This window comes from Arthrobacter sp. I3, assembly GCF_000520575.1.
Taxonomy (GTDB): Bacteria; Actinomycetota; Actinomycetes; order Actinomycetales; family Micrococcaceae; genus Arthrobacter; species Arthrobacter humicola_A.
The window spans coordinates 1-16,681 of the sequence record NZ_KI914951.1; the positions used below are offsets into that span (position 1 = coordinate 1).

The following is a 16,681-nucleotide window of genomic DNA, read 5'->3' on the forward strand; positions in this document are numbered from 1 at the left end:
CCGGAACGCGTTTCACTCATGATGGTCGCCGCCCTCTGCGACATCTTCTCCTGCGGACCCGAGGACCTCGTCACCGTCACGGCAACAGATGCCAAGGTCCGTAAGGTCGCCTCCGACGCCAACGTCGTGGACCTAAACAAGACCATCCGGCCCAAACGCGCCCGCGTGATCCGCGATGACGGCTGAGATCACCCCGCGACCCTTCAGGCGCGGCCGCCCCCGCACCACAGGAGCGTTCACCTGTGACAGGTGCTCGAGGGCGGCCGGCCGGCACCGGGCCAGCTGGCCCGAAGGCAGGATCTGCGGGACCTGCTTCACCGCAGCCATGCGCACGCACGGCCCCTGCCCGGGCTGCGGCACGGACCGCATGCTCCCCGGACGATCCCCGGCCCACGGTAACGCACCCGTCTGCGTTGACTGCGCGGGCATCACGCAGGACTACCACTGCGGGACCTGCGGCACGGAAACCGAGCACTACCGCCAGGACACCTGCGCCCGCTGCTCGCTACGGGACGACCTCACGGTGCTGTTGCGCGTCGACGAGTCCCTAGGCCCGGAAACGGCGGCGACGAAACTGCTCGCCGCGCTCTGCGGAGCCCAGCGGCCCGAGAGCATACTCACCTGGCTGCGCAAAACCGGCGTCCGCGACCTGCTCGAACGACTTGCCGCCGGCGAGATCCCGCTCAGCCACGAGGCCCTGGATAAGGAACCAGACAGCCTGCGAGTGGAACACATGCGCAGCCTCCTCACCCACCACAAGCTACTCCCAGGGCGGGACCACTACCTCGCTCTCTTTGAACGCTGGCTCACCAGCAAGCTCGGGGACGTTGATGACGCCGAGGTCAGACGGCCCGTCGAGTCTTTCGCCCGGTGGCACCACCTGCGACGGATCAGGAGCCTCTCCACAGACGGGAAAACCACCCGTGGCCCGGTGCACAGCGCAAAGCAGGAAATTACCGAAACCCTCAAATTCCTCACCTGGCTCAAGCTCACCCACGGACGGACTGTCGCCTCCTGCGTTCAGGCCGACGTCGACGCATGGCTGGCCGACGGGCCCACCACCAGACACTCCATCCGAACCTTTTTTGTCTGGGCGGTAAAGAACAGGACCTGCACCGACATCACCATCGGCTTCCGGCAGGCCAAGACTGTGCCAGTTCTAAGCCAGGCACAGCGGCTCGCGATGCTCAAGGCCTGCCTCACGGACGATGTCGACACCCTGTCCTATCGAGTCGCCGCAACTCTCCTGCTGCTCTACGCCCAACCAGTCGTGAAGATCGCCGCCATGAAAAGCACCGATGTGATCCTCACTCCCGAGGGCCTCCGCCTGTCACTAGGCGAAGGAGATCCATCCCCAGTACCCGAACCTTTCGTCTCACTGCTCACAGAACACATGGCCTCACGCCCCAACATGCGCACCGGCAGCAGCTCCGGCAGCCTGTGGCTGTTCCCCGGCTACCGCGCCGGGCAACACATCCATCCCAACACCCTCATGGAACGGCTCCGGGAAATCGGCATCAACCTTCTGGGCGCACGCAACGCATCCCTCCGCGCACTCGTCACGGAAGTTCCCGCGCCCATCGCGGCCGAGATGCTCGGCTACAGCTATCAGGTCACCCAAAAGCACGCCGCAGCAACCGCCGAACCATGGTCCCGCTACGCGACCTCACCCGGATAACAGGACACAGCTAGTACATCAAAGCGACAGGTTCACCCAGCAGGGTCACGCCTGTTTAATCATGGTTATATCGGAGGATGCGCATTCTTCCTTCGCCTAAGTGGTGGCGAGACACGAAGCCAACCGACCTGCCGGCATACGGGGCTTTGCAACTCCAAGGCAAGGTTGATGCTCTCGATCTGGACGCCGTCCCGGTCGACCCTGCTTCCGGGCTACGAGACCTCTTTTTCCACAGGGCGCACGTGACAGGCCTAACCATCCCGCTGGACTGGATGCATCTAACGGTCACTTGGTCGGAATTCGACAACTGCACTTTCACTCAGAAAGGCGGCGGCATTCTTAATGAGCACGGCACTTCCGCGCAAGGGTCGTTGGCGGCACGCCCAAGCATCTACCGAAACTGCGTGTTCCAGGGAGTTCGGTTCAAGGGGCTGGGAGGTTTCAACATGATGGCCTCGCGCTTCGAAAACTGCGATTTCCTCCAGTGCAAATTCAACGGGCACAACGCGACCGAGACCGACCTGGTCAATTGCAGGTTCATCGGAAAGATCGACGGTTGCAACTGGTTTGGAACCGTGCCGGAGCACGAGCATGACGCCGGTAGACGAAACGACATCGCCAACAACGACTTCAGCCAGGCCACCCTCACAGACAACATTGGCTGGCGTGGTCATTTCGACATCGACTCACAGATATGGCCGCCAGGAGCGAGGCCGTCACTTCTCGATCAATGGTGAGCCCGCGGCGAAGACCATCCGGAGCATCACCGATTAGTTTGGAACTGAATATGCACGGTTACCAGTAAATGCTCAGAAGGGTACGTTGGCGGACGATCGACACGCCCTTGCCTGCGCTCAAAGCGCCATGTCCGGCAGCGTCGGTCTAGCTAGGGCCGGCGGCGGGCTGAGGTGCCGCCTGGTGCTCATTGGCTGGCCGATGCCCGCCCAGTTCACCAAGGGCATGGGACGCCCGTGCTGTTCTATATCCCTGGTGGTGGTTTCACCACCGGCTCCGGGGAGTGCCGCTGGTACGACTCGCCGGATCTTGTGCGGACCGGCGGCTTTGTTCTAGTCACCGTCAACTACCGGCTCGGGGTGACAGGGCATTTCGGCTCGCTCGGGGATCCCTCGGAATCCACCAAACCTTTGCGTGATCTTCACGCCGCACTGGCTTGGGTGCGGGAGAACATCAGCGCCTTTGGCGGAGACCCGGGAAAGTCACCTTGGCCGGGGATTCAGCCGGCGCTTGGTACGCCTATGCCCTGAGCACGGACCCGTCAGTGCGGGGTTGGGCAGCGCAGACCCTGTTGATAAGCATGCCCCGCTTGGCGCCCCTGCCCGTAGAGGTCTGGCTCAACCATCGTGCTGCCGTTCTTGAGGCATTGGGGTCCGGCCTGGAGAATGCTCCTGTTCCGGCACTTCTTGAAGCCCAGGAGGCTGCAAGGGCAGGTCTTCGGCCGTTCCCGTACATGCCTGCGGAATCAGGGCAGGCTCCGGGTGACCTGGTGAGGTACGCGGATTCGGCGCGAAGGATCCACACCGAAGCCCTGCTCATCCTCACCACCGCTGAAGAGTCCGCAGCGTTCCTGCGCAACCAGCCGCGGGACCAGTTCTCCGATGCGGGCGTGGACGGGTTCCTTGAGCGAACCTTCCAAGATCCTGCCCTGGCCGCGGAACTGCTGGTGACCGAGGGTGAAGAGCCCGATGCTTACCTCCGGATGGTTCGAGCCGCGACACTGGCCCAGTTCCGCCTCCCCGCCCTGGAGATCGCCGCGCACTCACCTGTGCCGGCCCAGGTGGTCCGATTCGATCACCGAAGCAAGCTTGATGGCGCATACGCAGCCCACTGCTTCCCACTCGCGTTCATCTTTGACGGCACCGACCGCTGGGGCGATTCCCCGATGATGGTCAACGCCTCGGAGACGGAAACCGCCCGGGTGACTGCTTCAATGCGGGAGCTGATTTGCCGGTTCCTGCATTGCGGAGTGGCCGAAAGCAGCCGCTACGACGCCGAGGCTCCGCGGTCGTTGGTCATTGACGCTGACGCGGTCCGGTCGGAGCCGGTCCGTGAAGCGGAAGTACGGGTGTTGGGGTAGAGGTTTCCCGTCACCGGTGCTTAGGCACTTCCCATGAAAGTTGACCCACCTTCCCGCGTCAATGATTGTTTGACGCGGGCAGGTGGGTCTTGGGATTTCGTGCATCAGTTACGGTAAGAACTCGTAGTCGTCAGCCTCGACGTTCTCAGTGATCCGCCAGTATTCGGTGGTCGTGAAAGGCCACACCTGGGACACCCTGTTGAAGCGGTTCTTGTACCAGTTGGTCACATAGGGCTGGCCCCACGTCATGCGGCGGTTCTCGGCGTCCACCCACTCAATATGCCGGTCAAGTGCTTCCTGTTTCAGGTCAAGGGCAGCCGTCTCCCGCAGGAGGAGCTGGTGGATTGCCTCAACCGCGTACTCGGCGGCGCGCTCCATCATGATGTGCAGGCCGCCGGCGGCCACCCCGGTGGTGTTGGGTCCCAGCATCATAAACAGGTTGGGGAAATTAGGCACCGTGATTCCCGCGAATCCCTTTGCATCTCCCTGCCAGTAGTCGTGGATTTCCAGGCCGCCACGTCCAACGATCTCAATGGGGTCCAGATAGTCGGAGGGTCGGAACCCGGTTGCGTAGATCACCACGTCCACATCGACGTGTTCTCCGGCGCCGGTTACCAGCCCGGTCGGGGTGAACGACTCCAGCCCGGATGACACCACTGTGGTGACCGGTGACATGAGCGCCGCAGCCCAGACGCCGTTGTCGCGGAGCAGGCGCTTGGCCGACGGCGGGTAGTTGGGAATTGCTTTTTCGAGCAGGTCCGGACGGCCTTCGTATTGAAGCTCCATGCGGCGGATGACCTCCTGGCGGAAGGCCTCGTTCTTGGGGCTGACGCTCAGGGGAGCCTTGTCCCACCCCGCCTCGACCGTGGCGACGTTGATGCGCCCTTCGATGCCAAGGGCAGTGACCCAGAGGCGGAACCACTTGCCGTAGTGGGGAACCTTGGAATGCAGCCAGTTAGCGGTCTCTGACATCGGCTCGTGGTAGCTCGCGGCGGGCAGCATCCAGGGCGCGCTGCGCTGGAAGACGTGGAGGCTCGCCACCTGGTCTACGATTGCAGGGATGATTTGGTAGGCGCTGGCACCGGTACCGATCACGGCAACCTTCTTGCCGCGCAGGTCCACGGCGTGGTCCCATTCTTGCGAGTGCATCTGCGCTCCCGTGAATTCCTCCTGCCCGGGCCACGTTGGAATGTGGGGATGATCGAGCTGGCCGACGCCGGTGATGATGGCGTTGAACCGGCGGGTCTGGCGGGTCCCGTCTGTGGATTTGGTGGTGGCTGTCCAGGTCCTGGTGACCTCATCGAACTCGGCTTTCTCCAGCCAGGTATGAAGTTCGAGTCCGTTGGCCAGCTCTGCGCGCGCCACCACTGTTTCCAGGTATTCAAGGACTTCCTCGCCTCTAGCGAACTGATGAGGCCAGTCATCGCGCTGCGCGAAGGAGAAGCTGTATCCATAGGTCGGGGTGTCCAAGCGGACCCCGGGGTAGTGGTTCTTCCACCACGTCCCCCCAACACGGTGGGAGGATTCAATCCAGGTGTAGGGGAGTCCGGCTTCCTTGAGCCGGTATGCTGCAGCGATGCCGGAGACGCCGGCGCCAACAATCAGGGTGTCGAAAGTTCGTCCTTGGGAAAGCTCCTCGAAAGACCAGTTGGCCGAGCCATTCCCCTTGGGGCTACTGGGCAACTCATGCTGCATCTCTCCCGCCCAGCTCGGATCCGAGCTGGTGCGCCCGCCGGTAAACCAGTCCAGGATGTCGTCGGCGTGCTCAGCGGTAAGTTCGCCCACGGTCCGGATGTTTTCATCGCGCAGGCGCCGCAGCCCTTCGAAGGCAATGTGCCGGCCACGGGCGATCTGGTCCTCATCAAGCCCTCCGTGGGGCTGCGTCGTGGCGCCCATTGGCGGCAAAGGCGGGGAGAGATCAGGCTCCAGTAGCGAGATATCCTTCAGCGCCGCGGCCAGCGCGACCATGAGGACCGGTAGTTCAGCGCCTTCAACGAAGGCCCGCAGCTCCTGGTCGGTCTCCGTAACCTGAGCATATGCTTCCCTGCCGTAAAGGTCTCCGCAATGGATGGGCGAGGTCCGTTCGGTGGTGGCTGCCGGCGTGGTCATGGCATTCATGAGTTTCCTCCTGCGCGCCTTTACGGCGCGGGTTATATGACGACGTTGTCTTGGTCAGGAAATAGCGCGGTCTTCGCGCGGTTACTCTCGAGCTGAAGGCGGGGGACCGTCAGCCCCTGTGGATACGGAAGTCGTCCGTGGCCGTTCGGACTGCTGCAACGATTTCGGTGATCCGGGGTCGCATGCGCTCCGCCGGCCCGGAGACCGTGACGGCGCCCAGGACTTCTGCTTTGTCGTCGCGGACTACAGCACTGACACCGATGACTCCCGGTTCGCTTTCTTCGTTGTTCAGGGCCCAACCGCGGTTGGAGATTTGGGCGAGCTCGGCAAGCAGGTGGTCGCGGTCGTGGATCGCCAGATCGGTGCCGGCGGTCCAGCTCCGTTCCCCGGAAAACATTCGATCCACTTCTTCCGGAGGAAGAGCCGCCAGAAGGCACTTTCCAGCCGAGGTGATGTGGGCCGGAAGGCGATGTCCCACTCTTGAGACAGCGCGGATGATGTGTGGGCTTTCCACGCACGCAAGGAACAACGCCTGGTCGTCCTTGAGTACCAGGTAGTGGGCAGTCTCCTCGGTCTGTCTCGCCAGCCAGGCAAGGGTCGGCTCGATCTCAGTCCGGATGTCGCCCTTGTTTGTCAGCGCTTGCGCCAGTTGCATCAACGCCGGACCCGCGACGAAGGACCTATCCGTCGAGTGGCGTTCCAGCAATCCGGCCTGAGCCAGTGTGGAGACCATACGGTGCGCCGTTGACCGTGCCGCACCAAGTTCTTCAGCGACGTCTACGATGCGGATGCTGGACCTCGAACGCAGCATGAGGAGGGTGCGGGCGGCATTCTCAACCGACTCAATCGGATACCGGTATGCCGGATGCGTCGAGGACTCCTCGGGGACGGTGACGTTCATGGGACTCAGCCTCTTCGTGTGTGGGTCGTCTGTAGCCAGCATAGACAGACCATGGACCGTGCCGGCATTACGCATGGACGGTCCCTCCCACAAGCATGGTGTCCTCTTCCTTTCCGGCCGACAACGGTGACTCCCGGGTGATGTACGCGAGAAGCTTGTCAATGGATTCCTCCAAGGCCTCCGTGCCCCTGCCGGCGTCGAACACATACGCGTCCGGCCTGACCAACACCCAATCGGCGTCGGCGGCACTCAGCCAGTCAGCGAAGCGGCTCCCTTGCTCAACGAGGCTCCTGGTTTCAGGGGAGGGTTCAGCCGACTGCGCGCTCATAGCGGCAATGGAGACACCCAGCAATTCCAGATGACGCCTCGCGCTGGCCGACAAGCCGCCCTGCACGTCCGGGTGAACCGTCACCAACGCAAACGAGGAGCCGAGGACATCGTCCAAAAGGGCGCCCTTGGAACCTGCAATGCGCGGTTGAACCGCTAGCCGGCCGCCCAGCGGGCCGTCCACGAACCCGGCTCCGAGCTGCGGCTGGAACGGCGGATTGGCTTCTCTCTGGGCCTCCAGCTTCCGGTCCCGTTCCGCTGCTTTGGCGGGATCCGTCTCGCAGACCATCTGCCCCACACGGACCGACTCGGCGATGAACTCCGTCACGTGGGGCCGCCGGCTTTCGGTGTAGGCGTCCATGAAATCGACCGGAGCAGTGCCCTTAAGCACCTTGTTGAGCATCCAGGACAGCGTCATTGCATCCCGCATGCCGCTGATCATCCCTTGGCCCATGAAAGGCGGCATCAGATGCCCAGCATCACCGGCCAGCAACACGCGGCCCAGGTTGAAGGTGGAGGCCACCAAGGATTGGAACGTGTAAGTGGTAGACCGTAGAAGCGTTGCCGTGTCCTCCGTGATCCATCGCCGAAGCTTGGGCCAGACGTTCTCCGGCTTTGCCGCCTCCACAGGATCGGCTCCATCGACGATCATGAACTCCCAGCGGTAATGGTCACCTCCCAACCAGGCCATATGCGAAGGCTGCGCGGGATCCAGGACTTGGCCGGTATCCGGAACACCAGGGGCCTTGGCCCACGCCTTCATTTCCACGTCAATAACCACCCAGGTCGCTTCGAATCCAAGGTTGTCCCTCGCGATCCCTGCCTGCTCCCGGACAAGGCTGTTGGCGCCGTCCGCCCCCACAACGAAACGCGCAAAGATAGGTTCCTCGCCGCCGTCGACCGTCAACGCCACGCGGTCTCCGAGGTCGGACGCTGTCCGCACGTTAGTCGACTGGCGCACTTCCACGCCCGGAGTCGACTTGGCCGTCGCGTCAAAGATGCCCTCGATGTCCGGCTGGTAGAAGTGGTAAGAGGATTCCCAGCCGCTTGGAGTTTCCCAGCCACGTGGCAGGTTGGACAGGACACTCAGGTCGGCGCGGAGGAGCAGGTACTCGCGGGCAGGAACGATGGCTGCGTTGATCTCCTCCGAGATCCCCATCGCCTGCAGGATCCGCATCGCCTCATGGTCCAGGTGGCAGGCCCGGGGCAGGGGATACAGGCCGGCCTGCTTGTCCAGAACCAGGACCGACCAACCCTGACGCCCCAGCAGCGTGGCCAGGATCTGGCCCACAGGGCCATAGCCGACGATCGCGACGTCATAGCTCGTGGCTGCTTCCATCTCCTACTCCAGCCCCTGACGACGGAAGGACGCCGGCTCCGGAGTCTTGGCAATCGTGGTGCGCTGGATTCCAAGGCCCTCGATTTCGATGAGCACCTCGTCACCGGCCTGCAGCCACGGAAACTCACCCTCGCCGTGGGTGCGGCTCAGCTCAAGAATGCAGCCCGAGCCGCAGGTGCCTGAACCGAAGACATCACCCGGGCGAACTTCGGTACCGCGGCTCGCATAGGAAACCATCTCCCCGAACGAGTAGTGGACGTCCGCCCAGTTGGCCCGGGAGTATTCGGCGCCATTGACCTTGAGGGACATGGCCCGGTCAAAACCCGCTGCCGTCCGGTACGGCTCCAGCTCGTCCTTGGTGACCAGCCAGGGGCCAAGGGACGTCGCTGTGTCCTTGCCTTTCACGGGCCCCATCGAGAGGAGCATTTCCTCGTGCTGGATATCGCGGCCGCTCCAGTCGCAGAGGATGCTGTAGCCAATGATGGCGTCTTCCCCTTCCTCGGCCGTGAGGTCCTGCCCGCCCTTGCCGATAACTGCGGCCACCTCGAGCTCGAAGTCGAAGCGTTCAGATCCCGGGGTCATGGGGATCTCGCCTTCGCCCTTGAAGTTGTAGGGGTTGGAGAAGTAGAAGACCGGGATTTTGTACCAGAGGGGATTCATCTCCAGGCCCCGCGACTCCCGGCCGGCCTTGACGTGCTGTTCAAAGGCATAGAAGTCACGGAAGGTGGGCGGCGTGGCAATCGGGGATAGGTTACGGACCGTTGAAGGATCGACGACGGCGCCCGCCCGGATTGCCTGTTCGCCCGCCTTCCGCAGGGCTTCTTCGCCCTGTTGGATCAAGTCGAGCAGGTCATGGTGGCCATCGATGGCCCGGTAGGTGTCGTCCACGACGACGCCAACCCGGGGCAGCGCGCCTTCACTGGTGAATCGAACAAACTTCATGGCCTAACGTCCTCCCACCAGCTGCGTGTTTTGGCGGTACTTGGACGGGGTTGGGGCCAGCCCCAGGGCGCGGAATCCTTCGGGGAGGTAGTCATTCCACTGGTTCCACCACACTTCGCCGTCTTCCCACACCACTGGTTCGCGGTTGTCGTCATAAATCTGTTCGATGTCCGTGTAAAGCTCCACCACGTTTCCCGAGTGTTCCTTGTAGTAGCAGGCAATATTGTTGCCCGCGCCGTGCCGGACCGGCCCCCAAAGCAGCTCCCGTCCCAGGGCGTGGAGGCGGTCTCCGGCTTTGGTGAGGTCGCTGACGCCCTGAACCTCCCAGGCGTGGTGGTGGAAGGTGCCGCGCCCTTGCAGTACGGCGATGCCGTGATGCTCGGTGTTGCAGCGCAGGAAGTAGCCCCTCGAACCTCCGGTGCCGATCACGTCGGAAATCCGGAAGTCGAGGACCTTGGTCAGGAATTGCACCATCCCGTAATGATCTTGCGGGTGGAAGTTGAAGTGCCCGTAACGGTTCGGGCCGAAACCCTTGGGTGCGACGCCGGCCTTTTGTAGGCCCAAGGAAATTTCGAAGGCGAAGCCCTCCGGGCCGATGAACGTGAAGCCGTCCTCCACGCCCTCTCCGCTGGGCTTCTCTGAGACGACCAGGAAGCCTTCGTCCTCTACCCGCCGTCGGACATCCCTGAGCGCATCGCCGTTCGCGGCGATGAGTCCCAAGGCTTCCAAGCCGTCGACGTCGGACTCGACGTACGTCAGTTCATGGTGCACATCTGCGGCCCCCAGATAGGAGACGCCGTCGGTTCGCTCGGTCTCCCGGAGACCAAGGATCTGTGTGGCATCGAAGACGGACTGTTCAAGGTTGGAGGTCCGGATTGATACCGGTCCCATTTCGGAAATTGCGCCCCACGACATTAGGTACTCCACATCTGAATAAATCGGTTATGCGTTGTTCCGTTGAGTAGAACTTGTTCTGCTCTGCGGATGTTACGAGGACGATAGCAGTTCTGGTTCGGAGAAGGCAATCCCTTTTGTGGAGCGGCATGAGGGGGTTGTGCTGCGACTCACACTCAAGTAGCGTGTCGACATTCCCTTGAGCGGAACGTGTTCTGCTCTGCGAAACTTATGATTTCCCCTCTACAAAGATGTGACTTGTGAAAGGACATGACATGACAGAACGGACACCATCGGTGATCAGGCCCGAGCTGCGCAGCAGCTCCCGGGAACGCCGACGCGTGGTCTTCGCGACCGTTGCCGGCACCACCATCGAGTGGTATGACTTCTTCCTTTACGCCACCGCCGCGGGCCTGATCTTCACCAAGGTCTACTTCGAACCCGCCGGAGAAGCCGCAGCGCCGCTTCTGGCATTCCTGACGGTTGGCATCAGCTTCTTGTTCCGACCGCTCGGTGCATTCCTCGCCGGGCATTTCGGTGACCGTTACGGCCGACGCGTCGTTTTGATGGCCACCCTGGTCCTGATGGGTGCTTCGACCACACTGATCGGCTTGTTGCCAACCTTCGATTCCATCGGATTGGTGGCTCCGATATTGCTGGTCCTTCTGAGGATCCTGCAGGGCATCTCGGCGGGAGGCGAATGGGGCGGCGCCGCGCTTCTGGCCGTTGAGCACGCCCCTACCCGCCGGCGCGGAATTTTCGGAGCATCGCCGCAGATTGGCACCCCCCTTGGACTGCTGCTCGCATCGGGCATGTTGGCCACAATGACCCTGATCGCGCCCGGTGACGCTTTCCTCGAGTGGGGATGGCGCGTACCGTTCATCCTTTCCGTGGCGCTGATCGTTATTGGCTATTACATTCGACGTCGGGTGGACGAGAGCCCGGTGTTCAGCGAACTGGCCGAACGCAAGAAGGAAGCCCGTGCGCCGATTGTCGAGCTCTTCAGGAACCACTGGCGCCTGGTCCTCTTGGCAGCCTTGATTCCTTCCGCAAGCCAGGCTGCCGGCTACATGACCACCGGCGGCTACATCCAGCGGTACGCCACCGATCCTGCGGGCCCTGTTGGTTTGAACGCCGGGGAGGTCCTCTGGGTGGTCGCTGCCTCGGCTGTTTCCTGGCTGATTTTTACCCTTATTGGCGGAGGGCTCTCTGACAAGATCGGACGCCGTAAAACGATGCTCCTCGGATGGCTCCTGCTGGCCGCCGCACTGCTTGTCCTCTTCCCGTTGGTGAACACCGCCTCGACCCTAGGCCTCTTCACCGGGCTGACCCTGGTGACTGTTGGCCTGGGAATGGTCATCGGCCCGTTGTCGGCGCACTACACCGAAATCTTCCCTGCGACGGTGCGCTTTTCCGGGGTTTCCATCGCCTACGCATTGGGCGCGATCGTTGGCGGTGCGTTCGCTCCGACCATTGCCCAGGCCCTGGTGCAAGCCACGGGGTCTACCGGCGCCGTGACGGTTTACCTGGAAGTGATGGTGGTGGTGTCCTTGATCGCCACCCTCTTGGTCCGCGACCGTACTGGTGTGCCCCTGGGTGCAGAAATGGAGGAGCGGGTTGGAAGCTCCATCCACGGAGTCAATGCCTAAGATGCTGCGACGCACGGATAGTCTGCGGCCGGATCAGATGAAGACGGACCAGAAGAAACTCTATGAAGCCATCACGCAGGGCTCCCGGGCCCAGGGTCCTCAGCACTTCGCCCTGACGGATGACTTAGGCCGTCTCAGGGGGCCGTTCGGGGACTTCCTGTTGTCGCCGTCGGTGGGGATGGCGCTTCAAGCGCTCGGTGCCGCGCTGCGCTATGAAACCGATCTCCCCGATCGGGCGCGCGAACTCGCCATTCTCACTGTCGCCGCTCGCCAACGTTCAACCTTCGAACGGGAGTCGCACGAGGCCGTAGCGCGGGCCCTCGGATTTAGTCAGGACGAACTGGACGCGGTCCAGCGTGAAGATATGACACCCTTCGACGGAGTTGAATCGCTGGTCGGGCGGACAGCCGCGGCACTGCTCGACGGAGACCTTGATGACTCCGCTTGGTATGAGGCAGAGGAACTACTCGGCCAGCGCACGCTCTTTGAGTTGGTGACTTTGGTGGGCTACTACTCAACCTTGGCATTGCAGCTTCGCGTGTTCCGGGTCGGGCCCGAGACGGCGGCACACACCCCAATCGACGAGGCTGCCGCCCGTCGCTGATTACGCATCAGGCGAGCATGGGTTCGCACCGCGCAAACGTCCCAGATCGTAATCACACTGGTGACGAGGAACGAATGCCCGTTCCGCGTCGAGGGGCTGGTGGCCATCTTCACGGGGGCGGAGGCAAGTCCGAATTGCTGTCGAAGACCGGAGGGACAGTACTCGCGCCCAGGGTGGCGGTCCACGGACCGCCACCCGCATGTTTCAGAGCCCGGTTAGGACTCGAAGTGCGGCTCGCCAAGTCAACCTCCATTGACCAGAGAAATATCCACGTCGCTCACGGCGGCAAGTTCTTGCAGCTGCTTCTACACCGTTAGGTGCAAGAGCCGATAATGCAGATTCCGTCAAGGTGGCCGAGCACCGAATTCACTCTAGTTGGCTGTTCATCGAGAGGCTTTGGTTTCTGGCGTCCATGGCTTGTGCTCGTGCGTGAGCCAAACCATTGCAGGGTTTAGAGAACGCACGAGTAGCTGGCCCTCCGTGCGGGGGTTATCGAGTTGGTCGAACCAGACTGCCGTGTCTCCAGCGATGATCGTCGGGCCTTCATCTCCGTCGATGACAACGACTTGTGAGCCCCGGGTGTGGCCTGGCGCTGAAAGGAGTCGTAGCCCGGGGAGCAGTTCCAACTCGCCGTCGACTGGAATGTAGTGCATCCCGGGTGGGTCCACCCATTCAGGGATGGTGTAGTCGTTCTGGTTGCGGGCGTCGTCGAGTTCCTGACGCTGGACGTAGATGGGCTTGCCCACGAAGAGGTGATTGCCTCCGCAGTGGTCGAAGTGCAGGTGGGTGTTGACGACGATGTCGACACTTTGGATGTCGAAGTCCTGTTCCTTCAACGGGTAAAGTCGGGGATCCATGTCGGCGACCGCGGGATGAAGCTGCGTCATGCCCGTGTCCACCAGCACACGCGCATCGGGGTGGTCAATGATGTGCACATAGACCGGCATCGGCTCGCCTTCGGGAAGCAGCTCGGCCACACGAACGGCGGTAACAGGGATTGCAGCTGTGGAATTCACTTCTTTACCTCAGTTCCAAATGATGGCCTTGACGTGTCCCGGGGCAACAGACCGATGAGCCAAGGCTGCCCGTCTTCTGCCCTGGTCTAGAATCCCATCCGCTGACGCCTCCGTCGAGCAGGTGCACCAGGACTCCTGATCCGGCGCGCAGGGCAGCTGATCTTCACACCGTTGGCGTGACCGCGGGCTATCAGCTGCTGCGCTCATCACAGATCAACGGGGCCCTGAATTCCGGGCGTGACAGCAGGAACCAGAGCTCCAGCATCAGGCCGTAGCCCACCGCAATCCGCAATTGCAGCCGCCGGCCATTTTCGAATACCGATAACGGACGTTACGTGGGACCTTGGGCGCGCCCTGGCTTTCGGGTCCACCGTTGCCGAGCGGCTTGGTGTCGATGAGGCCTACACCAGCAAGGCGTCCGCAGATCCGCAGACCAATCGAACGCGAAGCCACGCCGATTTAACTTAGATAAACTTGATGGTCGGCGGGTGCTCTCGGGCCGTGCTCCCGAACAGAATGCATTGCGCGCAGTGGATGCACGCCATCTAGACCCTGCCCACGATGGAGACTGCCGCCGAACCCCGCATCTATCCCGCAGGTTCGATGGCAACGGACGAAAGAGGATGACAGCGGAAAACAGCCCTGACCTGCGAGCATCGAAGATGCTGATAGCCCGCAGAAACCCCCGAAAGAGCCGTACTCTTAATCGGCTCATTTGCGTATACGAGGGTTTCTTCTCGCAGATCAGAGGCCTCCGACGCAGCCCCGTTGATCATCCCGGTGCGGCGTGAGGCCGTCACGGCTTGTCAGACGCTGCAGGCCGGACATCGAGGTTGGACGTCGGGGTCGACCGTAAGGTTGTTGGCTGGCCGGACGCGCCGTAGTTAAGTTTGCAAATTCCCTGCCAACGAGTCCCTTCGGGGCAAAGCAATGGCCCCTGCTTCCCTTGTAAACAAAGGGAAGCAGGGGCCTCGCTATTTGGCGGTGACGGTGGGATTTGAACCCACGTTGGCTTTTACACCAAACAACATTTCGAGTGTTGCACCTTCGGCCGCTCGGACACGTCACCAACCTGACTAGGGTACCGGAGCAAGGCGCCCATCCACAAAACGAGCCCCAACGGCCCCTGCCCGCCGACTCGCCGGAACCCGGTACCCTTCCCCGCGAACAGCCCGGGCACTAGATTCGTAAGCACAATGACGACTTCTGAACAGCACGCCACGGCCACCGCCTATTGGACCGTCGGCCCGGAACAAGGCGAGCTCCGCAGCGAGGACCTGCCCGCCCCCGGACCCGGGGAGGCACTGGTCCGGACCCTGTATTCGGGCATCAGCAAGGGCACCGAACTGGTAGTCCACCACGCGAGCGTCCCGGCGTGCGTCGCCGGCGCCATGGCCGCCCCCAACCAGGAGGGGTCCTTCCCGTACCCGGTGAAGTTCGGCTACCTCACCGTGGGGGTGGTCGAGGCCGGACCGGAGGGCTGGGCCGGGAAGCCCGTCTTCTGCCTCTATCCGCACCAGGACCGCTTCATCGTCCCGGTCGAATCACTCACCGTGATTCCCGACGGCGTCCCGGCCCGCCGCGCGGTGCTCACCGGCACGGTGGAAACCGCGATCAACGGCCTCTGGGAGGCCGGACCCCGCCTGGGCGACCGCGTGGCCGTGATTGGGGCCGGACTGGTCGGCGGCATGGTGGCCAAGCTCCTGGCCGGTTTTCCGCTCGCGCGACTGCAACTGATCGACGTCGACCCCGCCAAACGGGCGTTCGCGGACGCCCTCGGCGTCGACTTCAGCCACCCCGACGATGCCCTCCCTGACTGCGACATCGTGATCCACTGCTCGGCCTCGCAGGAAGGGCTGCAGCGAAGCCTGCAGCTGGTGGGCGACGACGGCGACATCATCGAAATGTCCTGGTACGCCGACCGGAAAATCTCCCTCCCACTGGGGGAGGACTTCCACGCCCGCCGTCTGACCATCCGCGCTAGCCAGGTGGGGATGGTGGCCCGCGCCCGCCGGCACCGCCGCACCAACGCCGAGCGTCTCGCGCTCGCCGTGTCCCTGCTCCAGGATCCGGTCTTCGACGTCTTCCTGACCGGCTCCTCGACGTTCGCAGAGCTGCCCGGCGTCGTCCAGCGCCTCGCCGACGGCAACCTGGACGCCCTGTGCCACGTCATCGAATACCCGTCCTGGGACGCTCAATCCGCCGACCAGCCCACCGAGTTCACATCCACCGACCAGCCCACCGAAGCCACGAGGTAGCCCGTGTTTAGTCTGACCGTCCGCCGCAACTTCATGATCGCCCACAGCCTTCCGCGCGAAGTCTTCGGCCCGGCCCAGGGCCTGCACGGGGCCACGTTCGTCACCGAGGTGACCTTCCGCCGTCGTGAGCTCAATGACGACGCGATTGTGCTGGACATCGGCGCGGCAGGGGACGCGGTGGACGAAATCCTGGACGAGCTGAACTACAAGAACCTCGACGAGCACCCGGACTTCTCCGGCAAGCTGAGCACCACCGAAGCCCTCGCCCGGTACATCGCCGACGCCGTCGCCGCCCAGATCCGCGTCGGCACGGACGGGCGCGACCTCGCCGGGCTGGACGTCACCCTGCGCGAGACCCCCGATGCCTGGGCCAGCTACTCGCTGGACTTCGACGCCCGCTAGGCGCCGCAGATGCCGCCGGCCAGCCTTCACATCCGTCTTGTGGTGCCCGGCAACGTCCGGCACAACTCCGGTGGCAACGTCTACAACGCGGCGCTCGCCGTCGAACTGGCGGCCCTCGGTGCCGCGGTGGAAACCTGCCCGCTCGACGGCGACTGGCCGGGAGGCAGCGCGGGGGACCGGCGGCGCCTGGCCACGCTGCTGCATGCGGGGCCCGACGGCGGACGGGCCGGGGGTGGCGGCCCCGCAACTGCCGGTGCCGCAACTGCCGGTGCCGCCATCTGGGGCACGGTGACGGTGGTCGACAGCCTCCTCGCCTGCGGTGCGCCCGACGAGCTGGAAGCGGCCGCTGCGGCGGGGGACCGGGTCTGGATCCTGTTGCACATGCCCCTGCCGGACCACCCGGAGCGCGAACGCAGGGCCCTGCGGGCCGCTGTCGGCGTCATCTGCACGAGCGGTTC

14 protein-coding genes, 1 tRNA gene and 2 pseudogenes are annotated in these 16,681 nt (G+C 63.2%); 10 read left to right on the plus strand and 7 right to left on the minus strand.

What is annotated here, in order from left to right; all coding sequences use genetic code 11:
- The 5 genes and pseudogenes from Y706_RS0118395 to Y706_RS29860 form a co-directional block, all read left to right on the plus strand.
- Nucleotides 1–186 (plus strand): annotated as a pseudogene (locus Y706_RS0118395) (helix-turn-helix domain-containing protein); the annotation flags it as partial.
- A gap of 181 nt (nucleotides 187–367) precedes the next feature.
- Entirely contained in the window at nucleotides 368–1,678 is a 1,311-nt protein-coding gene (locus tag Y706_RS0118400) for a site-specific integrase (protein WP_253906831.1), read from the plus strand.
- A gap of 77 nt (nucleotides 1,679–1,755) precedes the next feature.
- Nucleotides 1,756–2,415 (plus strand): hypothetical protein, encoded by a 660-nt coding sequence (locus Y706_RS0118405; RefSeq protein WP_156945195.1) that lies wholly within the window; start codon nucleotides 1,756–1,758, stop codon nucleotides 2,413–2,415.
- Between the two features lie 171 nt (nucleotides 2,416–2,586).
- Nucleotides 2,587–2,943, plus strand: coding sequence for a carboxylesterase family protein (locus Y706_RS29855; RefSeq protein ID WP_275450890.1), 357 nt, complete (start codon nucleotides 2,587–2,589; stop codon nucleotides 2,941–2,943).
- 239 nt (nucleotides 2,944–3,182) lie between these two features.
- Nucleotides 3,183–3,773, plus strand: coding sequence for a hypothetical protein (locus Y706_RS29860; RefSeq protein ID WP_216699146.1), 591 nt, complete (start codon nucleotides 3,183–3,185; stop codon nucleotides 3,771–3,773).
- 108 nt (nucleotides 3,774–3,881) lie between these two features.
- On the opposite strand, the gene Y706_RS0118415 is transcribed toward Y706_RS29860, so the two are convergent.
- From Y706_RS0118415 to Y706_RS0118435, 5 genes are all read right to left on the minus strand, one after another.
- On the minus strand, nucleotides 3,882–5,891 hold the full coding sequence (locus tag Y706_RS0118415) for a flavin-containing monooxygenase (RefSeq protein ID WP_052355101.1): 2,010 nt from the start codon (nucleotides 5,889–5,891) through the stop codon (nucleotides 3,882–3,884).
- 109 nt (nucleotides 5,892–6,000) lie between these two features.
- The gene (locus Y706_RS26365) at nucleotides 6,001–6,867 is read right to left on the minus strand and encodes an IclR family transcriptional regulator (protein WP_216699147.1); all 867 of its coding nucleotides are present in this window, start codon (nucleotides 6,865–6,867) and stop codon (nucleotides 6,001–6,003) included.
- Nucleotides 6,860–8,458, minus strand: a complete 1,599-nt coding sequence (locus Y706_RS26370) for a bifunctional 3-(3-hydroxy-phenyl)propionate/3-hydroxycinnamic acid hydroxylase MhpA (protein ID WP_052355103.1) — start codon at nucleotides 8,456–8,458, stop codon at nucleotides 6,860–6,862. The genes Y706_RS26365 and Y706_RS26370 overlap by 8 nt, the downstream gene beginning before the upstream one ends.
- 3 nt (nucleotides 8,459–8,461) lie before the next feature.
- Nucleotides 8,462–9,400, minus strand: a complete 939-nt coding sequence (locus tag Y706_RS0118430) for a fumarylacetoacetate hydrolase family protein (RefSeq protein WP_028277763.1) — start codon at nucleotides 9,398–9,400, stop codon at nucleotides 8,462–8,464.
- Nucleotides 9,401–9,403: 3 nt separating this feature from the next.
- Nucleotides 9,404–10,315, minus strand: coding sequence for a VOC family protein (locus Y706_RS0118435; protein ID WP_028277764.1), 912 nt, complete (start codon nucleotides 10,313–10,315; stop codon nucleotides 9,404–9,406).
- Between the two features lie 254 nt (nucleotides 10,316–10,569).
- Between Y706_RS0118435 and Y706_RS0118440 the strand changes: the two genes are divergently transcribed.
- Complete coding sequence (locus tag Y706_RS0118440) at nucleotides 10,570–11,943, plus strand: MFS transporter (RefSeq protein WP_084476240.1); 1,374 nt, start codon at nucleotides 10,570–10,572, stop codon at nucleotides 11,941–11,943.
- Nucleotides 11,936–12,547, plus strand: a complete 612-nt coding sequence (locus tag Y706_RS26375; RefSeq protein ID WP_216699148.1) for a carboxymuconolactone decarboxylase family protein — start codon at nucleotides 11,936–11,938, stop codon at nucleotides 12,545–12,547. The genes Y706_RS0118440 and Y706_RS26375 overlap by 8 nt, the downstream gene beginning before the upstream one ends.
- Before the next feature lie 383 nt (nucleotides 12,548–12,930).
- Here the strand turns inward: Y706_RS26375 and Y706_RS0118450 are convergent, their stop codons facing one another.
- Together Y706_RS0118450 and Y706_RS0118460 are read right to left on the minus strand one after the other, a co-directional pair.
- Nucleotides 12,931–13,563 (minus strand): MBL fold metallo-hydrolase, encoded by a 633-nt coding sequence (locus Y706_RS0118450; protein WP_028277766.1) that lies wholly within the window; start codon nucleotides 13,561–13,563, stop codon nucleotides 12,931–12,933.
- Between the two features lie 979 nt (nucleotides 13,564–14,542).
- Nucleotides 14,543–14,632 (minus strand) — tRNA-Ser (locus tag Y706_RS0118460).
- Nucleotides 14,633–14,759: 127 nt separating this feature from the next.
- On the opposite strand from Y706_RS0118460, the gene Y706_RS26380 reads away from it, so the two are divergent.
- The 3 genes and pseudogenes from Y706_RS26380 to Y706_RS29410 form a co-directional block, all read left to right on the plus strand.
- A complete protein-coding gene (locus Y706_RS26380) occupies nucleotides 14,760–15,821 on the plus strand; it encodes a dehydrogenase (protein ID WP_043436460.1) in 1,062 nt (353 codons plus the stop codon).
- A 3-nt stretch (nucleotides 15,822–15,824) separates the two neighbouring features.
- The gene (locus Y706_RS0118470) at nucleotides 15,825–16,223 is read left to right on the plus strand and encodes a 6-pyruvoyl trahydropterin synthase family protein (RefSeq protein ID WP_028277767.1); all 399 of its coding nucleotides are present in this window, start codon (nucleotides 15,825–15,827) and stop codon (nucleotides 16,221–16,223) included.
- A 9-nt stretch (nucleotides 16,224–16,232) separates the two neighbouring features.
- A pseudogene (locus tag Y706_RS29410) lies at nucleotides 16,233–16,681 on the plus strand (glycosyl transferase family 1); the annotation flags it as partial.